Annotated in this window: 17 protein-coding genes and 1 tRNA gene; 3 read left to right on the top strand and 15 right to left on the bottom strand. The window is 57.0% G+C overall.

The genetic code is table 11. The features are described from left to right. Positions 1 to 140: 140 nt before the first annotated feature. A complete protein-coding gene (locus NG653_RS11200; RefSeq protein ID WP_252741798.1) occupies positions 141 to 8,672 on the top strand; it encodes a T9SS type B sorting domain-containing protein in 8,532 nt (2,843 codons plus the stop codon). Positions 8,673 to 8,768: 96 nt separating this feature from the next. Here the strand turns inward: NG653_RS11200 and NG653_RS11195 are convergent, their stop codons facing one another. From NG653_RS11195 to NG653_RS11150, 10 genes are all read right to left on the bottom strand, one after another. Next, positions 8,769 to 9,542 (bottom strand): hypothetical protein, encoded by a 774-nt coding sequence (locus NG653_RS11195; RefSeq protein ID WP_252741797.1) that lies wholly within the window; start codon positions 9,540 to 9,542, stop codon positions 8,769 to 8,771. Between the two features lie 20 nt (positions 9,543 to 9,562). Next, positions 9,563 to 10,795, bottom strand: coding sequence for a glutamyl-tRNA reductase (gene hemA / locus NG653_RS11190; protein WP_252741796.1), 1,233 nt, complete (start codon positions 10,793 to 10,795; stop codon positions 9,563 to 9,565). A gap of 66 nt (positions 10,796 to 10,861) precedes the next feature. After that, on the bottom strand, positions 10,862 to 11,260 hold the full coding sequence (locus tag NG653_RS11185; RefSeq protein WP_252741795.1) for a c-type cytochrome: 399 nt from the start codon (positions 11,258 to 11,260) through the stop codon (positions 10,862 to 10,864). After that, positions 11,257 to 12,135 carry a hypothetical protein gene (locus NG653_RS11180; protein ID WP_252741794.1) on the bottom strand — a complete coding sequence of 293 codons (879 nt, stop codon included), beginning with the start codon at positions 12,133 to 12,135 and terminating at the stop codon, positions 11,257 to 11,259. The genes NG653_RS11185 and NG653_RS11180 overlap by 4 nt, the downstream gene beginning before the upstream one ends. Further along, positions 12,132 to 13,466, bottom strand: coding sequence for an NrfD/PsrC family molybdoenzyme membrane anchor subunit (nrfD, locus tag NG653_RS11175; protein WP_252741793.1), 1,335 nt, complete (start codon positions 13,464 to 13,466; stop codon positions 12,132 to 12,134). Before nrfD ends, NG653_RS11180 begins: the two co-directional genes overlap by 4 nt. After that, positions 13,463 to 14,437, bottom strand: a complete 975-nt coding sequence (locus NG653_RS11170) for a 4Fe-4S dicluster domain-containing protein (RefSeq protein ID WP_252741792.1) — start codon at positions 14,435 to 14,437, stop codon at positions 13,463 to 13,465. The genes nrfD and NG653_RS11170 overlap by 4 nt, the downstream gene beginning before the upstream one ends. Before the next feature lie 8 nt (positions 14,438 to 14,445). Continuing rightward, complete coding sequence (locus NG653_RS11165) at positions 14,446 to 14,712, bottom strand: hypothetical protein (RefSeq protein WP_252741791.1); 267 nt, start codon at positions 14,710 to 14,712, stop codon at positions 14,446 to 14,448. 21 nt (positions 14,713 to 14,733) lie between these two features. Continuing rightward, complete coding sequence (locus NG653_RS11160; RefSeq protein WP_252741790.1) at positions 14,734 to 15,603, bottom strand: DUF5777 family beta-barrel protein; 870 nt, start codon at positions 15,601 to 15,603, stop codon at positions 14,734 to 14,736. 18 nt (positions 15,604 to 15,621) lie between these two features. Further along, the gene (locus NG653_RS11155; RefSeq protein ID WP_252741789.1) at positions 15,622 to 16,008 is read right to left on the bottom strand and encodes a hypothetical protein; all 387 of its coding nucleotides are present in this window, start codon (positions 16,006 to 16,008) and stop codon (positions 15,622 to 15,624) included. Positions 16,009 to 16,122: 114 nt separating this feature from the next. Beyond that, positions 16,123 to 17,220, bottom strand: coding sequence for a hypothetical protein (locus NG653_RS11150; protein WP_252741788.1), 1,098 nt, complete (start codon positions 17,218 to 17,220; stop codon positions 16,123 to 16,125). A gap of 695 nt (positions 17,221 to 17,915) precedes the next feature. Here NG653_RS11150 and NG653_RS14830 point away from each other — a divergent pair. Both NG653_RS14830 and NG653_RS11145 read left to right on the top strand, forming a co-directional pair. Continuing rightward, a complete protein-coding gene (locus NG653_RS14830) occupies positions 17,916 to 18,158 on the top strand; it encodes a GIY-YIG nuclease family protein (protein WP_370281134.1) in 243 nt (80 codons plus the stop codon). A 165-nt stretch (positions 18,159 to 18,323) separates the two neighbouring features. Beyond that, a tRNA-Pro gene (locus NG653_RS11145) sits at positions 18,324 to 18,400 on the top strand. A gap of 289 nt (positions 18,401 to 18,689) precedes the next feature. On the opposite strand, the gene NG653_RS11140 is transcribed toward NG653_RS11145, so the two are convergent. The 5 genes from NG653_RS11140 to NG653_RS11120 all read right to left on the bottom strand — a co-directional run bounded on the left by NG653_RS11140 (position 18,690) and on the right by NG653_RS11120 (position 22,981). Then, complete coding sequence (locus tag NG653_RS11140) at positions 18,690 to 19,451, bottom strand: LytR/AlgR family response regulator transcription factor (protein WP_252741787.1); 762 nt, start codon at positions 19,449 to 19,451, stop codon at positions 18,690 to 18,692. Further along, positions 19,448 to 20,530 carry a sensor histidine kinase gene (locus tag NG653_RS11135; RefSeq protein WP_252741786.1) on the bottom strand — a complete coding sequence of 361 codons (1,083 nt, stop codon included), beginning with the start codon at positions 20,528 to 20,530 and terminating at the stop codon, positions 19,448 to 19,450. The genes NG653_RS11140 and NG653_RS11135 overlap by 4 nt, the downstream gene beginning before the upstream one ends. Before the next feature lie 120 nt (positions 20,531 to 20,650). Beyond that, positions 20,651 to 21,058: a hypothetical protein gene (locus tag NG653_RS11130; RefSeq protein WP_252741785.1), complete on the bottom strand. Its 408-nt coding sequence runs from the start codon at positions 21,056 to 21,058 to the stop codon at positions 20,651 to 20,653. A 261-nt stretch (positions 21,059 to 21,319) separates the two neighbouring features. Continuing rightward, the gene (locus NG653_RS11125) at positions 21,320 to 22,321 is read right to left on the bottom strand and encodes a 2-hydroxyacid dehydrogenase (protein WP_252741784.1); all 1,002 of its coding nucleotides are present in this window, start codon (positions 22,319 to 22,321) and stop codon (positions 21,320 to 21,322) included. A 219-nt stretch (positions 22,322 to 22,540) separates the two neighbouring features. Continuing rightward, on the bottom strand, positions 22,541 to 22,981 hold the full coding sequence (locus NG653_RS11120) for a nuclear transport factor 2 family protein (RefSeq protein WP_252741783.1): 441 nt from the start codon (positions 22,979 to 22,981) through the stop codon (positions 22,541 to 22,543). Positions 22,982 to 23,180: the final 199 nt, after the last annotated feature.

Below are 23,180 nucleotides of genomic sequence, written 5' to 3'. Positions count from 1 at the left end.
AATATTAATTATCGTTGAAGTACAAATTAACGGGGCAACAGCCTCAAAGATAACGCGATTTTATTCGAAAATAGTATTACACCCGGGGGAATAGCCGGATCCCAAATCACGGTTTTTCCCTTTACAAGACGACTTAACCTATGCTCCCAAAGAAAACCAGGCACTTCTGGTATGCCCTGCTGGCAATAGGGATTTCCATAGTAAGTGCCTCGGCCGTTGAGAACAGCCCCGTTTACCGGATCCTGGAGCGTTTAAGCACCCCCTCGGAGGCCGGGTCCCATGAAACGGATGCAAACCGCCCCCCGGATCCGCTGGGGGCCGATGCCCTGGCCTTCCCGTTGGGGACTGCCGAAACCCCGCCCATGTTTTTTAACACCATCCTGCAGCAGGCCGATGAGGAAGTGACCTGTAGCGATAACGGGTTTACCATTGCCCGGTATAACCTCTGTGGCGACTTCGACAACCGGGTCCTTGCCGTGGCCGGGTCCCATGGCAGCTATCAGTGGCAGCAGCTGGTGCCCGGGGGTAGCTGTGCCTTCAACATCAACGATGACTGCCCGCCCATTATCGGGAGCGAATGCAACCCCTACTGGCAGACCGTGGGGACTTCATCTACGTTTACGCTTTCCGCAGCGGCCATCCCCGCCTCTGTCGGGGCAGAGTTCCGGGTCCGTGTGAACGGCGGGGCTTATTATTATTTCAAAGTCAAGAAGAGCACTATTACCCAGACCTATGTCAAGCGCGATTTCATCTGCGGCGTACCCGGGCGGATCCAGGTAACCAACCTGTCCAGCGCCTATGAATACAGCCTGGATGCGGGCAGCGGCTATGGCCCCTGGCAGGGGTCCCCCATTTTTGACGGCCTGGCGCCGGGGACCTACCAGGTAAAGGCCCGCCTGCAGAACACCCCCAATACCTGTGAGTACCCCTATGAAACCATTACCATCGAACAGCTCGATATCGACATCGATGTAACCTTTACCGATGCCCAGTGCTTTGGCGACACCGGGAGCATTACCGTTTCGGTCAATAATGTACCCGGGCCCTATAAGTATACCCTGCTGGACCAGAATGGCGTGCCGCAGGAGTTTACCACCTTTATCCCCAACAACCCGTATACCTTTGCTGCCGTGGGCCTCGGGACCTACAGCGTGCAGGTGGAAACCCAGCAATGTGCGGGTGACCCGGGCAACGGGATCCTGCCGCCCAGGGAAAGTTTTGACACCAGTGGGAACCCCATTGTCATCGGCGATGGCCTGGTGGCCCTGGGGGCCTCCACGGAAGTGAATGAGAGCCTTAGTACCGACCCTGCCTGCGGGGCCAACGATGCCGATATTATTGTCCGCACTTCCGGGGGTGTACCCCCTTATACCTTTACCGTCAGCGACGGGGGGACTTCCGGGGGCACCTATACCACGCAGACCACCTACAATGTGTCGGCAGCCGGCACCTACGAATTCTATATTACCGATGCCAACGGCTGTGTGGTGACCGCAACAGCCAGCGTGGAAGAACTGACCCCCCCCGTGGTCACGGCTTCAGGGACCGATGGGGATTGCAGCAGTGGGGCCCGGATAGACATCAATGTGGTCGATGCCCGCGGGTACAACCTTTCCTTTCGGGCAGACCCGGCTGACCCCTGGTCCACAAACCCTGTGCTTACCGTTCCCGACGGGACCTATAATGCCATTCAGGTCCGATACCGGCAGGGGGCCTTTGAGTGTATTTACACCCTGCCCGGAGCCATCACCGTAACCAATATTGGGGCAATTTCCGGAAATGCCGTTAAGGTGCAGGACCGCCAGTGCGATGGTAGCGGCGGGGTAGACGGGGGTATTATCGAGTTCCAGGGCCCCTTTTCCGGAGGCTCCGGGAGCGGATATACCTTTAGTATAGACGGGGTGAATTTCAGCAGCCAGCTGACGTATACCAACCTGTCGCCCGGCTCCTACACCCCGATCATCAGGGATTCAGGGGGGTGCCGCCTGGAACTCACCCCCATAGACATCCTGGAGGCCGATCCGCCCACCGACCTGGCTTTTGTCCAAAGCACCATCAGTTGCGCCTCCGGGACTTCCGACGTCCAGCTCACACCAACCAGCAATGCCCCGGTGGTCCGCTATGAAATCCTCAGCCCGGCCTACTTCGACAATGGGGGAAGCGACCTGTTCAGCGGGTTGAACATCAACACCGCCTATACGTTCCGGATTACCGATGCCAATGGGTGCATTTACACGGAAAGCTTTACCCCTGCCGTGATCAGCTCTATCAGGGCGCGGGTAAGATCAGGGGGGGATACCCGGGTGTGTCCGGGGGCTTCCGACGGTTCCGGGACATTTATCATCGACGGCTTTTCAACAGGCTACACGTATAACATCAACGGCGGCCCTGAAAGCGCCCCACAGAACGATGCGGAGGTTGCCCTGCCCCCCTCCGGGGCAGGAACCTACACGATTACGGTGACCGATGCCGATACCGGCTGCACCGACACGGCCAGCCTGCAGGTGGAGGAACCCGCCAGCCCCCTCAGCCTTACCGGGGCCGTTACCGCCATGAGCTGTTCCAACGGGAACACGGGCCGGGTCGTGGCCACGGCCACAGGCGGATGGGGTGCTTACCGCTACACCCTGGAGCTTCCCAACGGGACCTTCAGGGGCCCCAGAAGCGGTCGGGTTTTCGGCAGCCTGGCCCTTCCCGGCGATTATATCCTGACCGTGGAAGACGCAGAAGGGTGCACGGCGACCTTTGCCTTTACCCTGACCCCCATTGACGCCCCAACCCTGGCCCTTGATGCCGGCGCCACAGACCTATGTTATGTTCCGGGGCCCGGCGCTACCCTGGCCGTGGTTTCCACCGCCGGCACTGCCCCCGCAGGGACCCACCAGTACCGCCTGGCAGGCGGTAGCTTCCAGGCCAGCCCGGTATTCAGCGGCCTTGCCCCGGGCACTTACACCATTGAAGTTGTGGACGGCAATGGCTGTAGCGATTCGGTTACGGCAACCGTGAACCCGCAACTCCGGGTAACCGCTTCCATCGATACGGAAATCCCCTGCGGGGGCCCTGACGGGGCCCTGCAAGTGCAGGTTTCCGGAGGGTACCTCCTGGGAGCCGGGCCTAAACAGTACGAGGTGAGCGCCGATAGCGGGGTTACCTTCGGCCCGGCCAGCCCGTTACCCGTCAGCCCGTTCCTGTACAGTACCAATGTCCCCGGGGATTACGTGTTCCGGGTGACGGATAACCAGGGGTGTGTTGCCCTTTCCACCCCTGTTACCCTCAACCCACCAGTCAATATTGACCCTGCGGCCATTTCCGTCATCCCGGCCAGTTGCGGGCAAACCGACAATGGTATCCTGACGATCACCCCCGATGCCACCAGCGGGGTACCCCCTTACGAAGTCAGCTTCGACGGGGGCCCCTTTGGCCCGCAGAGCGTCTTCTCAGGCCTGCTGGCAGGGCAGACCTATTCCTATGTGGTGCGCGATGCCCGGGGGTGTGAGACCCTGCCTGCTTCCGTGCTGATCCCTGCGGACGGCACCCCGCCCCCGGATGCCACCGTGGCCCCGGTAACGGCGGCCTGCCTTTCAGGGGTTGTGGAAGGGCAGGTGGAGGTGACCTCGGTAGTCGGGGGAACCCCCGATTTTACCTACATCCTGCAGGATGCCTTTGGAAACGAACTGGACCGGATTGGCCCTACCTCCAGTACGGCGGAAACTTTTACGGGACTCGCCCCCGGCCCTTACCGTGTAGTGACCCTGGACGCCTTCGGTTGCCGGGATGAAGACCTGGTGGTTGTGGACCAGACCACCCTGGATGTGGTCCCGGACCCCGTACCCCTGCCGGTTTGCGATGCAGCGGGCTTTTCCAACACGGTGGAAATCGTGGGAGGGGTTGGACCTTTCCTGATCCGTTTGGCGACGGACCCGGCGCCCCCGGTGAGCCCGAACAGCCCCCCCAGGAGGCATACCTTCAGCGGCCTGCAGTTTGGCGTGGCCTATGTGGTGGAAGTTACCGACCTGGGTACCGGGTGTATTTACCTGGATGAAATTGCCCCGATTGACGGGCCTTCCCCCCTGGAAGTCACCGCCAGTTCCACCCCAGGTTTCTGCGACCTGAACCGGAACGGGCAAATCACCTACAACGTGGACGGGTTTGCCCCGGGCGCCAACCTTCTGATCGAATTGCTCAATACCGACGACGGCACCCGCATTACCCTGGAGAACCCTTCAGGAGTGTCCCCGGTATACAGCAATACCTACGAAACCCTCCCGGGAAATTACCAGGTCATCGTTACGGACCTTACCAATGACTGTACGGATGCTGCTTCGGTAACCATAGACCAGAACCTGCCCTCCATCGACATCCTGGCGGAGGAACCCGCCAACTGCAACGCCTTTGGGCAGTTTACCGTCCAGGGATCCGGCGGGGGTGGCGGCCCATATGACTTTGCCTATATGGCGGGCGGGGCAACCCCGACCCCGGCTGACTGGACCTCCCAAACAACCTTTGTAGGGCCGGCCGGCACCTACGATGTGTACGTGCGGGACGTTACCGGCTGTACTTCTTTTGCCATTGCCACCATCATCGCCCTCGACCCGGACCTGCCTGCCCCGATTTTTGTAGTCGAGAACCAGTGCGACGTTACGGCTACCAGTTTTGACATCCTGGTGCGTATGCCTTTCAGCGTGGATACCCCCCGCTTCAACCTGAATGGGGACGAGCAATTTGGCGTGCTCAACGGCAGTTTTTACGAATACACTTATACGGTGGCAAGCCCGGGCGACTACCTGGTTAGCGTGGTGGACGCCAATGGCTGCACCAGCCAGGATACCGCCAGGGTATACGAATTCCTCGCCGCTTCAGGCGGCTTCACTACCCAGCCTTCCTGCAACAGCAGCGACGGGGAAATCATTATTACCACCATGGGGGGCAGCGGCAACTTTACCTATGAACTGCGCGATGGCAGCGGCACCTATATCGCCGACAATACCACCGGGGTGTTCACCGGATATGCCCCCGGCGACTACGAGGTACTGGTGACCGACAACCTGGTGGTGGATGCCACGGGCAACTGTACTTTCCTTGTGGACCAGATTACCCTGGATGCCGCCATTCCCCCGGTAATCAGCTCCATCCTGGAATCGGACATTTCATGCACCGGCGCAAATGACGGCAGTATAGACGTGGTGTTGCAGGCAGGCACAGATGTGGATGCCCCCCTGGTCTATACCCTCTATGAAGGCGGCACCGCGGTGGTGGTTGCCCAGAACAATTCCGGGTCCTTCCCGGGCCTCACCCCCGGGGTTTACGACGTAACCGTGGTTTCCTCAAGGGATTGCGAAGATCGGTTTGACGGCATACAGATCAGCGAACCCGCACCTTTTTCCATCACGGCCAGTGCCCCGGACTTTGCCTGTGAACCGGGGGCCAACCGCTTTAGTTCCACAGTGGTTACCGTTTCTGTGGTGGACCCCGGAACGGCAGCTGGCGGATACCAGTTCAGCCTCACCGGCTTTGGGAATTACCAGGGCACCAATACCTTCGAAGTGGTGGATAACGGATCCCCCCAGACCCTGACCGTCTATGCCATAGACGGTAACGGATGCCAGGCAACTTTTACCCTGCCGACCCTGAACCCCCCTACGGATGTGGTGCCCACCCTTACTGTCGAACAGGCCCTGACCTGTACCACCCCTGAGCAGGTGCGCGTGCAGGTGGTCGGGACCTCCGATTTCACGGTGTCCCTGACCAGCGGGCCGGCGGCCGTATCCCCGGTTACCAATGTGCCAGGAAATGACTTTGTGTTGCTGGACCTCCCGGCAGCCGGGGGATACCTTTTGGAAGTAGCCGATAATACGGCCGGATGCAGCTACCCGTTGCCCCTGCACGAGGTGGTGGAACCCACCTATCCCCTGGCGGTCATCAGCGAAGCCAACCCGGTGAGGTGCGCCATCCCGGGGAACGACGGGGCCCTGTTTATCGAGGTGACCCAGTATACCGGCGCCTATACCTACCAGGCCTTCCGGGTCGATAACAACGGGAACCGGGTCCTGCCCGCGGTGGCCAGCGGGAGCTTCGACACCAACAACTTCCCCGATGCCAGCGGGGACCCCGCACGGATTTCCGGGCTGCCCGGGGGGAACTTTATCGTGGAAATCACCTCGGTGGATGCCCCGGGCTGCCCGGCCGAGAGCAACGTGGCTACGGTCCGCGCCCCGAACGGCCCGCTTGCCGTGTCCGCTGTTGAAGAAGGCAATGTGAGTTGCGCCGACAATGCGGGGGTTATTTCTGTTACCGCATCGGGGGGCTGGGATACCTTCCCTTATGAATACAGGCTCCTGGTTGAGGATGCCGGCGGTACCTTTGTGGAAGTGGCCCCTTTCGGCCCCGCCGACCGCTTTGAAAACCTTGGCAGCGGCGCTTACCGGGTGGAGGTGCGCGATATCGAGGGATGTACCGAACAGACGGCGATTACCCTGGATGCCATCCCCCCCATTGCAGTGGGCATCCGCGAGCCCCAGGGCCTGGTATGCCCCGGGGGCAATAATGCCGTCCTGGAAGCTTATGACCCTGCCACGGGGGATGCCCTGACCGCAGTTGCCGGGGCTTCCGGCGGGGTGGCCGGTGCCGGGTACAAATACCAGCTGATTTACCTCGGCAGCAACGACCCTACCGATGAGCTTTCCCGCAGCGGGCTGCAGGATTCCCCGACTTTTGCCGGAACGGCAGGGGTGGGCTATATCAGTACCGGGTGGTATTCCATTGAGGTGTCGTCGAGCTATGCCTGCGTGGGGGTTACCGCCCCGTATTTCGTGAATCCGCCCCCGCCCGTACTCCCCAACCTGGTACAGGTACAGGCCCCGGGTTGCGGCGGGAACGGGGAAATGCGGCTATTGATCACCAACCCCGAAGCTGGCTTCGATTACGAGTACCGGCCTGTAGGGGCATCGCCATCAGACCCCTTCGTTTCCATGGGGGCCGGCGTAACCTCCGTACTGATCCCCGGGGGCCCCGGGTTCTATCAGTTCGACGTGCGCAAGGTCAATGCCGCCAATACCTGTGATGTGGTGCGCTCCAACGGGCTGACCCTGATCGATGCCCAGGACCTCGACCTGGTGGTGAACCTTCCCGACGACATTTCCTGTGCAAACGAACTGGATGGCCGTATCGAATCCTTTGCGTCAGGGGGGGTGGGCAACAACAGCTTTATCCTCTACAACGGCGATCCCGGGCCCGACCCGTTCAACCCGGCGCCAGGCGCCGTGGTGGTCCGCGGCCCCCAGCCCGATGGGACCTTTGAAGGGCTTCCCGACGGCACGGAATACTACGTGGCGGTAACCAGCGGCAGTACCTGCGGGGACGTGGAAGGCCCCCTGGTGATATCGCGTCCGGACCCCATCCTGTTTACGGCTACCAGTACCCCCGTATCCTGTTCCGGGGAAGCTGACGGAAGCATTACCATTGAAGTGGCCAGTGGGGGGCAGGGGTTGCTCCAGTTCGCCATAGAGCCCAATTTCACGGAATTCTTCAGTGATCCGGCTACCCCCGGGGTCTATACGTTCACAGACCTGGAAGGGGCCCCCTTCCCGGGCAGGGAATACGACGTCCTGATCCAGGATGAACAGGGTTGCTCGGAGCTTACCACGGTACGGGTGGTGGAGCCCGATCCCCTGGACCTCTCCTTTACGACCCTGCCGGAGACCTGTATCGGGTTCGCCGACGGGAGCGCCATGGTGACCATCACCGGGGGGACCCCCTTTACGGATGCCGGCGGGGCCACCTACTACGAGACCAGCCTGAATTCTGCAGATGATGCCGATTTTGTGCGCAACGACGCCCTACTCTTTGAAAACCTGCAAGGGGGCGAATCGTATGTGGTCTTTGTGCGCGACGCCAACGGCTGTACGGCCAATGTGGTTATCCCTGTGGAAATTGGGGTCGACCTCAGCGCCGAGGTCATCCCTCAGTATGGTTGCGACGGTATTTTCCCGTTCAGCACCGTTACGGTGGCCCTGCAGGACGGCAGTGTGCTCAATGAGGTCCTTTTTGCCCTCGACCCGGTGGACCCCACTGATGCGGTCACTGCAAATGCGGATACGGTTCGCAGCTGGGGAGACCTTCCGGCCGGGGACCACGTGGTATACATTTACCACGAAAACGGGTGTACGAATTTCGTGGAATTTACCATGGAGGCGTATGAACCCCTGGTGCTGGACGCACAGAAAACCGGGCCAAACGAAATCACAGCGACAGCCAGCGGAGGCTTCGGGGGGTATGAATTCTTCTTCCAGGGCGATTCCTATGGAAGCCAGAACGTATTTACCCTGAACTTTGACGCCAATGTGAGCATAAGGGTGGTGGACCGCAATGGCTGTGAGGCCAGCGTGACTTTCCCCTTCGATTTTGACGGCATGGTCGAGTTCCCGAACTTCTTTACCCCTGACGGGGACGGCATGAATGACTTCTGGGCCCCGCTAAACAGGGAATTCTTCCCGGGTATTGAGGTCAAGATCTACGACCGGTATGGCCGCGTGGTGGCCATCCTCGACCAGGTAAAAAATTGGGACGGCACCTATGAAGGCAAGGAATTGCCCACAGGGGACTATTGGTATGTAGTCAATGCCAACGACAATGAAAGGCAGCAGTACGTAGGGCATTTTACCCTCTATCGCTAAGGCGGGGCGCCCCCCCTTAAAGCATAAAAGCCGGCAGTCCCTGGAAAGGGCTGCCGGCTTTTTGCAATACCAGCCAGGGCAGGCGGTTATGGCCGATTACGGAAGGATCACCCCTTCTTCCAGCAGGACGTCATAGGAGTACCCGGCCCCGAAATCGCGGTTCAGGTGTACGATGGCCCGCAGGGTAATGTTTTCGCCTACCTCGGCCATGGAGGCGCTGGTAACCACAAGGTCTGCCCCATCGGCGCTGCCATCGGTTACATGGAGCCAGTTCCGCCCCAGGATCGCCTCGTTCACCTTGGTACAGGTGACTTTTAGTTCCACCACCTTGTTTTCATATTTGGCAGGATCGGCCAGCAAATCTGCAATGCTGAGCGGGGTGGCTTCCCCCGCCAGGGGGCTGCCGTGAAACCCGGTTTTGGGAGCCCCACTTGCCGCCTGTTCGGGCGGGGCCGGGATTTCCCGGACCGGTTTGAGGCCTTCCCCGTGGGCTTCGGGAACCATGCGGGTTACCAGGTAGAGGGTGTCGAAGACCCGCCCCATTTCCTTGCTCTCAAAATCGGTTTTGACCAGGGCCTCGTTGTAAAAGTAGGTCTGGCCCTCGGAAACCTCCGAAAGGGCAGTGGCCACCCAGTATTCCCGGTCCCCTTCGCTCACCCGGAGGTACAGGTATTTGGAAGTGGGGACAGCCTCGCGGACCACGATCCGGTGTACGTCCAAAACAATGTCTTTGTGGGCAGCTACCGCATCCCCGTTTTCCTGGATGGGGAAAGTCCCCAGTTCTTTTGGGCCCATATTGCAGGAGATCCCTGCCAAAACCAGGCCTGAGGCCAAAATAATGCGGCCCATTACGCCAGCGCGATTGATCATAGTTCCTTTATTTTAATGGATTAAACGGCCTGAAGGGAAAGGTTCCTCCAGACGACTTCCTGCAGCTGCGCTTCCTCATACAGGGAGGCAGGGTGTTTCAGCAGTTTGCGCACCATCCGGTTGGCCAGCCCGTCCAGTTCTTCTTCGCTCCAGGCGGCCCCTTCCTGCTGCGCGATCTCGGAGAGCAGGGAAACGACTTCCTCTTTGCGTCCGGCAAGCAGGTCCCTATAGGGCTGCTTTGCATGCCATTCCATGAACGCCTCCCATTCCTGTTCGATGATCTGCTCTACCTTTTGGGTCGCGGCCATACGGGCTTCCTTATTTTGTTGGATGTGGGAAGCGATATGGTCCAGGTCGGCCAGCAGCACGTTCTGGGCTTTCCCCAGGGCGGGGGCGATATTCCCGGGAACGGCCAGGTCTACCAACAGCACCTGTTTATCGCGGCCTACGCCTTTGTGGATGAGCGCCGAGGCGTTGCTCACCGCACTGATGATGACATCGAAGCCGGCAAGGTCGTTTTCCAGCAAGCGTTCCCATGGCCAGGCGGCGGCCCGGTGGACCTGCGCCAGGCGCTCGGCCCTGGCCTGCGTCCGGTTGGTGATCCACAGGTTGCGGTACCCGAATTTGGTGTTATACTTGAAAAGTTGTCCTACGATATCCCCGGCCCCGACAAAGAGGATCTTTTTATCCGCCCCTTCGGTGCCAAAAGTATCGCCAATCAGTTTCAGGGCCTTGTAGGCCGTGGACGTGGTCCCATCCCGGAAGGCGGTCTCGTTGCTCACCCGTTTATGGAAGCGGAACACCGTTTGCAGGCAGCGTTCCAGCACGGAACCCTGCAGGTTGCGTTCCAGGGAGAAGTGATAGGCCTTTTTCACCTGGTGGATGATTTCTGCATCGCCCAGCACCGAAGACTCCAACCCGGCCGAAACCCGCAGGAGATGCCTGACGGTTTCCCCGGTTTTGTCGCTGAGGGTGAAATCGGCCCGGTCTTCCGGACGTACCTGCCCCAACCGCTGCTCCAGGAAGAAATCCCTGACCGCGGCTGCAGGGGTATCGTCTGTTTCGAAGTATACCTCGGTACGGTTGCAGGTCACCAGCAGGAGCAGGGAAGTAATCCCCGGGAAGGCCTTGCAGAGCGCATCGGCAATGGCCCCTTTTTCGGGGTCGGCAATATAGAACCGTTCCCTGCGGCCCAATGGGGCCGTTTGGTGCGAAATACTGATGAATTTGAAATGAGAATCCCGGTTCAACATTTTGTGGAACGTCGTTTGGTTAATGATGTAAGGCAGGGTATCTGCGTACGCGCCTTTCCGAAGGGCCTATTCCTTTAAGGTCCTCATGTAGTTGACGATCAGCCAGCGGTCTTCGTCATCCGGCATTTTTTTGGTGTATTCCGGCATGTCGCCCCGTCCAAAAGAGGTCTTATAGAAGAGTGCCCCGTCCGTTTGAGCCTGGTATTCGGCTGAGGAGAAATCGCCTAGGTCCCCTTTCAGGCCGGCGGCTTTCGGGCCGTCCCCGTATCCTTCGGCCCCGTGGCATGACTGGCAATGCTTCTTGTAGAGGGCCTTGCCGATATTCAGATCCGCTTTCGGGTCGGTGGGGTTTTTCATATTGACGTATTTTTCAGGCACCACCCATTCGTCCTGGGGGGGCGTGGTGAAGGCGTACAATACGAGGGAAAGAAAGGCAATAGGGATTAGAATTCTAAGGGTTTTCATGAGTATTTGGTTTTAGCAATTTTGAATAGATTAAAAATCAGGTAAACGATGAGCCCCCAGGAGCCAAACACCAGCAATCCCGTAAAGACCAGGATAAAAATAGGGGTGCGGCTGCTTCGGGCCCAAAGGGTTCTTTCGTCATATGTGGAATCTACTGCAATTGGCGTGCCAACCGGAGCTTCCACCAGGGCTTTTACGGTCCCGTAGGATTCGTGGTCTTCTATAACCACCTCTATATCAAGGAGGCCGCCTTTTCCCGGGATATCCGTGGGAACGGGCACCAGGATGCTCCCGGCTTCATCGGTCATCAGCAGGTCTTCGCTGATGCGAAGCGGCTTGAACATCCGTTTTACCTGTACCTTGATCAGGGCATCTGCCACAAGGCTGTCCGTGGCCTGGTCTGCAAGCGTGGCTTCAATGTACGGAAGGCTATCCTGTTCCACAAGGGTGGCGCGGATGGCCGCATCCCGGAATTCCACGCTCTTGCTGGCACGGGTGAACATCTCGTTGCCTGCGAAGGAGGCGCCCAGGATGTAGAGGCCGGTGGAATCGGGCTGGATCTTTCCAAGGTTTTCAAGGGTAAGCCGCGCATTCCCATTTTGATCGGTGCGAACGGTACCCAGGGGGAATTCCTCCCCGTCCACTTCGTAATACACCTCCAGGTCGATGTCGGGGACATTCACGTTGCTCCGGTCAATCCGGGCGGAGGTGGAGAGGTCCAGGGTTACGGGGCCCTCCATGATTTTGGTGTACACGGCCCCGACGCGAAGCCGTTCTTTTTTATCCTGGGCAGCCGTCGGCAGGGCCAGCAGGAAAGCCAGGGCCAGCCAAAACACGCGCGGCAGGGCGCTGCAGGTATTTATCATTGTTTTCATACGGCAGCCTCTTTATGTTTTGATTCCGGATGTTTTGATTCCGGAAGGCCTTCTTCCGCGGCCAGGCGGTCAATGGAAATAATGGGCACGTACCGGACCAAGAGGGTGATGATCAGCAGGGCCATTGCCAGGGTTGCCGAGGTGATCAGCCATTCGTGCAAGCTGGGGAAATAATGCCTCCATGATTCCGGGACGCCCTGGATTGGGAGGAAGGGGTGCAACAGGGTAGGGGTCACGATGAGGTACCGTTTCCACCAGGCCCCGATGACTGCCACCACCGCGATGTAGAACAGGGCCCTCGGCTTCCTGAACCGCTTAAAAAGCGTCAGCAGGGCGGGCAGGAGCAGGCCTGCTATGGAGACCAGCCAGAAGGGCAGGGCGTATTCCCCGCTCAGGAGGGTTTCCAGGTGTTCCGATTCCGCTTTCTTGGAAGTAAAGAGGGGCACCACGTATTCGTTTATATTGAAATAGACATAAATAAGCAGGGCAAGGTTGAATAGTTTGCCGAATTTGTCAAAATGATAATCCGTGATGTAGGATTCAAGCTTTTTATCGCGCCGGATGATGTATGCCACTGTAATGAGGGCCCCAAGGCCGGCCACCATGGCGCCGGAGATGAAATAGGGGGCGAAATTCGAGCTATCCCAACCTACCCGGTAGGTAGTTGAAAACAGGTAGGCATCGATGGATTCAAGGATCAGCCCGAGGGGGATGATCATGAGCGCCAGCAGGTGCACGCTCCTTTTCTGGAGTTTCACCTGTTGGGCCGCCCAGTTCCATTTCAGGGCAAAGAACCCGTAGATCTTGCTCAGGCGGGGCTTGGTTTTGGCGTAATGGTCCCGAAGGATCGCCAGGTCGGGCAGGAGCGGGAAATACAGCAGCAAAATGCTCACCACCATAAACGTGGGGATAATAATTACGTCCCAGGTAATGGGCGACTGCAGGCGGGCATGGATAAAAAGGTTCAGCATGCGGTCGGGCCGCGCCATGTCGATGATGATGGTAATCCCCGCCATGATGATGCAGGCCACCGCCACGATCTCGGCCACCCGAACAAAGGGCCGCCGCCATTCGCTGTTGGTCAGCCTGAGGGCTGCCACCGCGATGGCCGCTACAAAACTGGTAGCCACAAAATACACGAAGTTGGAGATATACACGCCCCACAGGACATAGTCCCTCATGTTGGTGACCACCTGTCCCTGGATGAGCTGATCGATGTAGGCGATTACCCCGGCTGCGATAAGCAGCAACAGGAAGCCCATCCACAGTTTTCCCCTCATATTGAATTTCTGGGGTCCCAGGTCCTTGATGAGTTGTTCGTATCTGCTCATGATGCCTCAGGATTTTCTACGGTTGCGTCGGGTTTTTCCACCGACTCGAATTCATTGTAGTTGTCAAGGCCTTCTTCAAAGGGGAGGCGGTCTTTGGGCGGCAGGTAGTATACGCTGGGGTCGGTTCCCATTTCTTCAAACAGGCGATACCCTGCATTTTTCTCCAGCAGTTCGCTCAGCCGCACCGTTTCGTTGCCGTTGGTGACCGTGTCCTCATTTTTGTCCCCAAAATAGAAGACCCCGTTCGGGCAGGCCGTCACGCAGTGGGGTAGTTCCCCTTTTACGGCCTGGTGCGGGCAGAAATCGCATTTGTCCACCGTTCCCTTAACACTGGGCATCCCGGCATGTTCGGGGCTGTGCATTTGTTCCACGACATCCATGCTCAGCTCGAATTCCTGTTTCGGGTCATTCCAGTTGAAGACCCGGGTGGAGTAGGGGCAGGCCGCCATACAGAACCGGCACCCCACGCAGCGGTCATTGTCGATCAGCACAAGGCCATCTTCCCGTTTGAAGGTGGCATCTACCGGGCAGACCGTGACGCAGGCAGGCTTGTCGCAGTGCATGCACAGGCTGGGCATCCAGTAAGGGGAGGTGTCTTCCGTTTCCTGCATTTTGTACACCTTCAACCAGGCGTTATCGCCGGTTACGAAGTGGTGTTTGTTGCAGGCCCTCTGGCAGGCCAGGGCATTTTGGCATTTGGCCAGGTCCACCACCATTACGAACTTGCGCCCGGGGATACCCTTGCGCACATCATGGGGCACCATATGGTGCGCCATGGCTTCCAGTTCGGTGCTGTCTACCTCTATAATATTCCCATCGGCATCCATCAGCTCGATGGACTCCCCTGAACCTTCGAAAGCAAACCCGTCCTTCAGGTGGGCCAGGGCCCCGGCCCCGAGGATGGAGGCGAGTCCGAGCTTCCACCCGTTGTTCAGGAATTTGCGCCGGGCATCTTTGTTGTTTTCTTCCATAATCGTTCCTATCGCTGTTCTTTGCCCTTATCCAGCCACTCCCGCAGCTCTGAATTGCTGATTTTTTTCCGTACCACTTTGGATTTTTTCAGGCTGCTGGCCTTAACGCGAACGGTAGTGCCATCCGGTTTTAAGAGGGTTACATATTCCTCTTCTTCCCTGGTTTCAGCCGCCCGGACAGGGGCGGGCAACAAGGGCAGCAAAAGCCCGGTCCCCAGTATGGGAAGGAATTTCCGCCTTCCTATAGCTGTGGGATCCTTGGATTCTTTCTTCATGGGATGCAGGCAGTTTCGTGATTAGAAATTATACAGGCGGGTGATGGTAAAGCCCAACAGGATACTATCGAACCCATCAAAGAACTGGTTATCGTTGAAGAAATAGTTCGCCTGGGGCGTAATTCCATTCAGGGACGACAGGTACACCTGGAAGGCGTGGGAGGAAGTTACGAATTCCATCCCCAGGCTGAAGCCGGGAGTAGGATTGTTAACCCCTTCAAAAGACTCATCCCAGTCCGTCATGGGCATGGTGTATTCCATGGTAATCGCCGTATTCGGGGTTACCTTGTAACGCCCCCCGAAGGCCAACCCGAAAACGTCGTTTTGGGCCCCCTCCGGAACTGCGTTAAAGTGGGAAAGGCTTGGGACCACCTGAAAGGAGAAATTCGGGGAAAACCGCCTTGAAATAATCAGGGAATGAAAATAAGAGTACCGGTGTTGGTCCAGGGCAAAGTTTTCCTTTTTCCGGGCATCGATGGCCACGTTGCCGTAATAGCTTACGTTCACGGGGATCCTGCCGGAGCGGGTCTGTTGCAGCAGGCCCAGTTTCAGGTTAAAATCCTGGAGTTTCCGGTTTTTTTCAGTCCCGAAACCGATCTGCACGCGTTCATGGAGGGTATAGGCGACCCCGATCCGGATATTGGCCGCGCCGTAAATCCCAAGCAGGTCATTCTCCCCTCCGGAAATGGTTCCGAAACGGTGTTGGAAGACCACTTCCAGGCTGTTTTTCAAATAGAGCTTGTCGGTGGGGTTGTCGATCAGGAAGTTGCTTTCAAAGGCCGGGCGTTCGGGTTTGTCCACCACCTTCACAGAATCGGGTTCCGCGTCCTGCGCCAGCAGGCCCAGGGGGCAGAAAAACACGATCAGCAATAGGGAATATGGGAATCTCATCGTATCGGTTCTTTAGGGTTAGTTATTCTCGGCGCCCCGATCAATCCAGGCCCCTATTAGTGCAATTTCCTGGGCGCTCAATGCAAAGCCCACATCGAAGGGGTGTCCGCGGCCCGGCAGTTTCTGGAAGAACTCGCTTGCTGCAGCATCCCCGGCCACTACATAATCCGGTACCAGGGCGTTATAGGCCCTTCCGATACGGAGGTCGGGGTCGGTGGAGCCATCGTGGCAGCGCGTACAGTCTTTGCCGTCCTGGCTGAAAAGGGGTTCGATATCCTGTGCAAAGGAGATTTCCTCCCCGTCAGGGATGTCGGGCAGTTCTTCCGCCACGAGTTCGTCGTAATAACAGGAAGCAGAAAACATGAGGAGGCATCCCGACAGGATAAGAAGTGCTTTTTTCTTCATTTTAAAAGGTTTAAGGAGTACCCTGGATATTTGTGGGGACCAATCCTTTCCCATGGGGTACGCGAATCCCGCCGGAAATCCCGGCCTGTGCCCGCGCACCCCATGGATCAGGGTTTAATTGTTCTGCAGCGCCTCGATGGAATTGTTCAGCAGGGCCCTGGAATAGCCCGGGTTGTGGATGCCGCGGCTTTGATCCTGCTCCAGGGTTTTGTAATTCCACGCAGCCTGGGCAGCTTCTGTGGGCCAGATTCCAAGTCGGGCACTACCGTTTACGATGATCCCGACGATCGGTACCCCGGTACCTACAAGGTTTCCGTCAGCATCTTCGGTGTACTCTTCTCCAACTACATTGGCGAGTAGGCCGGCCAGGGTTGCCATGCCCTCGGTAAACCCGTTCATTTCTTCCGGGGCGCCGCTGGGGTGGCACTGGATGCAGGATTCATCCGTGGGTACCCAGGAGTGTCCTCCCAAATCAGCTACGTTGGATTCGCCCATGTGGCAATTCACGCAGGAGGACGCCGTCCGGTGGGTGGCAGATCCCACTCCGGGATATGCCGTGGAACCGGCAATCGGAGCCCCGAGGATGCCTTCCAGCATGGTGGATTGTGGGCCGTAGTGCGGGCCGAAACGCGAACTGGTAATAATATAGGTACCCGAAGTGTTCACCGCCGGGATTTCATAGCTGTTACGAGGCTGGTGGCAGGTGATACAGTTGTTGCTTGAGCCTTCGAAATCGATGGTATAGGTCGGGTCCAGGACCAGGTTTTGCGCATCCGGGTTGCGGAGGGCATAGTCGGGGCCATCATTTTCGAAGTCAAAGGTGCGGTGGCTGTCGTGGCAGGTAGCGCAGCTGACCGGCATGGCCGGGCTGTAGGCCCCTGCAGTGGTGTCGACTGCCCCGGTGGTCACATAATCGATAAACCCTTCGCTTCCGTGGCACTGGGCGCAGTTGGCACCGGCGCCCCGGGCAAACGTAGTCCCCGATCCGTGAGCGGAGAGCTCGAAGGAAGCGAGGATGGGCTCGCGGGTGGCATTGGAGTGGCAGGCCACGCAGGAAGCGGTTCCGCTAACGCCATCCTGGCCATCAACCCCGTCAACCCCGTCTATCCCGTCTTCTCCGGGAGGGCCGGGGATCGGGTCACTTGTACATTGGACAAACAGAAAACCTGATACGACGATCATCAGGAGCCTGAAAAAAGGGTGCGATTTCATAAGGAATTTGTTTATTGATTGGTATTGCATGTTTAATCAAAAGCCATTTTGGCCTTTAGGATCACTTATAAATTCATGTATTAAGCTACTAAATTTGTGTTAAAGTAACAAAGGTTACATGCGATAACACCTGATATTTATCAGGTTTTTGAAAAGTCTTTTCAGTTGGATCCGGGGCGCGAACAGTGCCGGGTGCAGGGGCCCGGAGGAACGGGGCCAGATAGTACCGGGGTTGGTGGCACGCTTCCATATCCTCCCCGCAAAGCCTGCCATCGGGTTGGGAAGTTTTAATACATAAACAGTCTAAATTAGAATTTTGCTTTCCATTCCTTATTAATGGACCAAATCCCCCCCCGGCCAGCCGAATAATGGCAAAACCACCGGGGTCTTTTAGCTGTTTATCGTTTTTTGCTTTGGGGTGAACATGGCCAAATCATCCCCGTATTTCTTTTATGGAGAATTCCCGGGAACCCTTAGGAAGAAATCTAAGGATTGTTTTATATTTGCAAGCCGAAAGGAGGACCTGAGCATCTGGTAATCCATTAAGTGTCCTTTTGAAATACATTCTGAGCAGCGAACGCCAGCGCACCGCCTGGCCCCTCGCTGAAAAAGGTCCATCGGACCTTTTTCGTTCGCTCGGTCCGGGATGTGGCGCAGTCTGGTAGCGTATCCCGCCGTAGGCGGGATGGTCGCAAATGTTTATGAATTATTTAGTTTACGTTCTTTATAGTAAGAAACTCAATCGGTATTATGTAGGCAACACCCAGAATTTGGAAGATCGCCTCCAAAGGCATAATACAGGTGGAAGTAAATATACCTCAAGGGGGATTCCCTGGAATCTTGTCAGATGTTTTGAATGTAGCACGCGCTCTGAGGCGGTACGTTTAGAAAGGCAGATAAAGGCAAGAGGTATAAACAGGTATCTTGAAGAAAACTGAAATGGCATGTGGTCCCTGTAGTTTTCTTGAGTCACGGGTACACCTTAAACCGCATCGAGCCTTAGGCTTGATGGTAGGTTGAATATAATTAGGTTCGTATACGTTCTTAAAAAAAATGAAATTCTGTAGGAGATAAAGGTTGCCTTTACTTCTGAGAAAATTAATCGGGATGTGGCGCAGTCTGGTAGCGTACACGCATGGGGTGCGTGTGGTCGCTGGTTCGAATCCAGTCATCCCGACCAAGAAAATCCAACGCGAAGGCGTTGGATTTTTTGTTTGCGGAAAACGCCAAATTCATTTGAGCGTTTGGAGCAAACAAAAAAGACAGCACAGCCGAATGGCTGTGTTGGATTTGCTTGAGCAACATACCCCTACTCTGGATCACGCCGACGAAAGGCGGCGTAATCCAGAGTTTCCAGATTACAGTGGGAGTTTGCGGAACACGCCAGGCTTGCCCGGGGATTTTGGACGAAATGAAAAAACAAGCCAGCGCCAGCGCGCTGACGGGTTTGCTTAAGCCCACCGCCCCCCTCACGAACTCATCCATTCCTTAAAATCACCAGCCTTGGCCTTGCTGACCACGATGCGCTCCCTGGCGGGCGGGTCGACCGTAAGGATCAGCTTGCCGTTGAAGTAGTATTTGATGTGGTGTATGGCATCCCGCCGAACGATAAACTGACGGTTGGCCCGGTAAAACATGGAAGGGTCGAGCTGGGCTTCGAGGTCTTCGAGCTTTTGGTCCATCGGGAAGGATTGCCCGTCGGAGGTGACGGCCTTTACGACCCCGGTGTCGATGTGGAAATAGGCGATGCGTTCTGTTTTCAGGGGGATCAGTTCGTCGCCCCGGGCTACCAAAAAGGTCGATTTATACGGGCGTACTTCCTTGCGGAGCATTTCCAGGAGCCCGCCCACCTGGTCGCCGTCCACCTCCTTTTGCTGGTGCTGCACCCGGTACTGCTCTAGGGCGCTGGCCAGGTCTTCCTCGTCAATGGGTTTTAAAAGGTAATCGATGCTGTTGACCTTAAAGGCCTTGAGGGCGTACTGGTCGTAAGCAGTCGTGAAGATAACGGGAACGGTTACCGGGGCCTTTTCAAAGATCTCGAAAGACAGCCCGTCGGCCAGGTGGATGTCCATGAATACCAGGTCGGCCTGGGGCTTGCCCGAAAAATACAACACGGCATCCCGCACCGAATCCAGCACGCGGACCACCTGTACCTGAGGGTCCAGTTTCCGCAGCAGGTAGGCGAGGTTTTCGCTCGCCGCCAATTCGTCCTCTACGATAACCACTTTCATACGCTCCTGGCTTTTAAGGGCAGGGCCACCCTGAAGGTATCGTTTACCCGCGAGATGGCGATATCGGCCTTTTTGATGATGGCAAAACGCTTTCGCAGGTTCGCCAGCCCGAACCCGGTTTGCTCGGGCATGGAAGTGCGCTGGTGGATCGGGTTTTCCACATACAGGGTGTCCCCTTCGGAATAGATGCGCACCCGCAGGGGATGGGTTTCTGAAATTTCGTTGTGTTTTACGGCATTCTCCACCAGCAGTTGCAGGGCCAGGGGGGGGATGGTGGCGGAATACAGGTCGGGGGCTATTGCCAGGTCTACCTCGAAGCGGTCGCGGTAGCGGGTTTTGATCAGGTAAATGTAGTTCTGCAGGAATTTGATTTCCTCTTCCAGGGTCACCAGGTCCGATTCCCCGCTTTGCAGGATATACCGGTACATCCGCGATAGTTTGTTGACGAAATTCGTCGCCTCCTCGTTGTCGCGCACCAGGGAGGCCAGGGTATTTAGGGAATTGAAAAGGAAATGCGGGTTGACCTGGGTTTTCAGGGAGGCCAGTTCGTTTTTCAGGTTTTCCCGTTTGAGTTTTTCGTTGATGAGCAGACTCGCCTGCTGGTCGCGCTGCAACCGCAGGATACGGGCGATGAAGAACAGCACCAGCAGGAGGATCGCATAGCGGAACCGCAGAAAGCCGATGTCTTCATGGGTAAGTTCGTTTTCCATGAGGAAGGAATGCAGCCATTCCCATAGGAAGAGGGTAAGGACCATCAGGGCCACATTCAGGACGATCAGGGCGGAATAGCGCCAGAGGGGGTGCAGCGTTACCCGGGTGTAGGCGAGGTTCGCATTCAGGTAAAGGACGGTCCAGGAAAACCCGAAAAGGAAAGCCACCCGGAAGATAAAATCGGCCAGCCAGATCCCTGAGAAATCGAGGTTGCCGGCACTGATGGTGTTGTATAGATACAGGTTCCGCGGCAGGGAAACCAAAAGGGCCAGCAGCAGGGAGATCCTGACTAGGGTCTCTTGTTTTACGGGTTTGGCGCGCATGGGCTTCAGGGCATTGGCTCGCCGGTAAAGGTACGATAATTCCATTGCGGGTTCAGTTGTGGGCCGGTGCAAAAAAGGCTTTCAAACCAGTTGAAAGCCTTTGGGCAGTGCGGGGGTATCCCCCGCTATTTAAACACTAATTCAATGTGGTGCAGGGCTGCGGGGTTACCTCGACAGTTCCATGCCCCTGAACGGATCAAATCCGTGAGGGAGGTACAGGGCCGGGTCGAACCCCAGGTCGAAGTCCACTGCTTCTGCGTCTTCCACCTCGATCAGTTCGGGCAGGTCGTAGGAGGCGATTTTACCAGCCAGCGCATCAAACCCTGCGGGCAGGTAGGCCGAGGCGTCAAACCCCAGGTCGATCATTTCCTCGGGCTCGTAGACGGCCAGGCTCGAGGGGTTCAGGACCAGTGTCTGGTCCTGTGCCCTGAGGGCGGCTTCAAACTCGCGGGTCATCTCCCGGAGCAGGGCAGTGGTGTCATTATTCTTCCCGTCGGTACAGGGAGCCTTACAGGCGTAAATGGGGGACCAGGTATAGAGGCCTAAAAAGAGGGCCAGTAGTGCAACTTTCATAATAATTTGATTTAAATGCGTTTTTTTGATTGATTTTATAGTGCAAATTTAGGCAGGAGGCACGCCTTACCGGGGCGAATTTTAAGTGAACCGTCCGAATTCGAAGGTGAGGCGTCTGAAGGGGAAGGTCAAGTTTTATGGGCCGTGCTGTGGCCACTTGAAATTATGGATTCCTTAACGTTTTCAGGGGTTTAACCCCATAAAGAGGAGAGGTCTGAAGGGGCTTCCCGAAGGCGTACAGGGATCGGTGGGATCGATATGCTACCGCCCCGGGGGCCTGACCCGGTTCCCGGTGCTGCGGCCCTCGGCAAAGTCGCGGATGTTTTGTAGGGTGGTGCGGGTGATTTCATCCAGGGCCTCCCGCGTAAAGAACGCCTGGTGGGCGGTTACCAGCACGTTGGGGAAGGACATCAGCAGGCCGAGGGTATCATCGTCGATGATTTGCTCCTGCAGGTTCTGGAAAAATACCCCTTCCTCCTGTTCATATACATCGATACCAAGGTAGCCCAGTTTTTTTGTACGAAGGGCCTGTATGGCATGTTCCGCATTGATCAACCCGCCCCGGCTGGTATTGATCAGCATCGCATTGTCTTTCATCATATTCAGGGTTTCCCGGTTGATGATATGGGCCGTTTCCGGAAGCAGGGGCACATGGAGGGACAGGATGTCCGATTCCCGGAGCAGCGTGCTCAGGTCCACATAGGGATATCCTTTTTCCTGCATCTCGGCATTCGGGAATTTATCGTAGAGCAGGACCCGGCATCCAAAGCCCTTCATGAGTTCGGCAAATACCCGGCCGATCTTTCCAGTCCCAAGGACCCCAACAGTTTTTCCATAAAGATTGAAACCCACCAGGCGGGAGAGGGAAAAATTCCCGTCCCGCACCCGGTTGTAGGCCTTGTGGATTTTCCGGTTCAGGGTCAGGATCAGCGCCACGGCGTGTTCGGCGACGGCATGGGGGGAGTATTCCGGCACCCGGTACACCGGGATCCCATGGGTTTCGGCGGCTTCCAGGTCCACATTGTTGAACCCGGCGCAGCGCAGGGCGATCATTTTGACTCCTATGGCGGCGAGTTTCCCGATGACTTCTTTACCGAGGTCGTCATTGACAAAGGCGCAGATCACGTCGCTTCCCTTGGCGTAATGAACCGTTTCGGCGACCAGGCGCACCCGGAAGTAATCGATCTCCAATCCGGAGTCTTCCAGGTAGGGGTCGAACCATTCCTTGTCATAAGATTTATACGAGAAAAAGGCGATTTTCATGGCTACGGTATGTTGGGGTGGCCCAAAAGGATTGAAAAGGAATCCCCTTGCCCCTGTGAACTGCAAAAATACGGCAGAAAATTTCCGGAACCGCGGTTTTGTTTTCTGCAATTGCAGCAATTGGGACCCTCAGGCCCATGCGCACAGGGATGCCCCCCGGCGGGATTTCACCCGGGCCTACCCAAGGTGTCCGCGGATGATGGCTTTACCCGTGGATGGTCATTCCAGCGTTACAAACAACTGGGATTTTATTTTCCATTCCCCGGATTCCCGGGTCCACATGGCCGAATAGTTCCCCCCGACCACGTCATTTTCACCTGTCCCGGGGTCATAGCCCTTCCAGGCGCCGGTTTCCCAGGCCAGCCCCAGGGCTTTATTGGCGGAGATGGCAGACGGGGTGCGGACCCAGTACATTTTGCTGTCGGGGTCACCGGCGATATAGGCTTCAAGGGCTTTTTTTCCGGAAAGCAGGGTCCCGGCCCCGGTAGTGGTGAGGATATCGTCGGTAAGGAAGGAAAGCACTTTCTCGTGGTCGTATTCCCTGAGGGCCTGGTTTGAAGCTGCCCGAAGGGAACGGATCCGGGATTCGTCATCCTGGGCGCGGAGCGGGGCGGCCAGGAGGGCGGCAAGAAAAAGCAATTGGAGGCAGATGGGTTTCATAAAGACAGTATTATTTCCACGTCGTGTTGCACGGAAGATAGAAAAACTTCGGCACGCATACCTATGGGAACCTGCAAAGCGAAGAGCCAGGCGGAGCGGTGGCGACGCTTCGCGTTTTCCCTTTTTTATTCCTGTCCGCTTGCCAGAGCAAGCTTTCCGGATTTTCGCGCTTGCGCGCGACAATCCGTTCTATCCCTTA

This window comes from Robiginitalea marina, from assembly GCF_024006985.1.
Taxonomy (GTDB): domain Bacteria; phylum Bacteroidota; class Bacteroidia; order Flavobacteriales; family Flavobacteriaceae; genus Robiginitalea; species Robiginitalea marina.
This window is presented reverse-complemented; position numbering and strand designations above follow the sequence as displayed.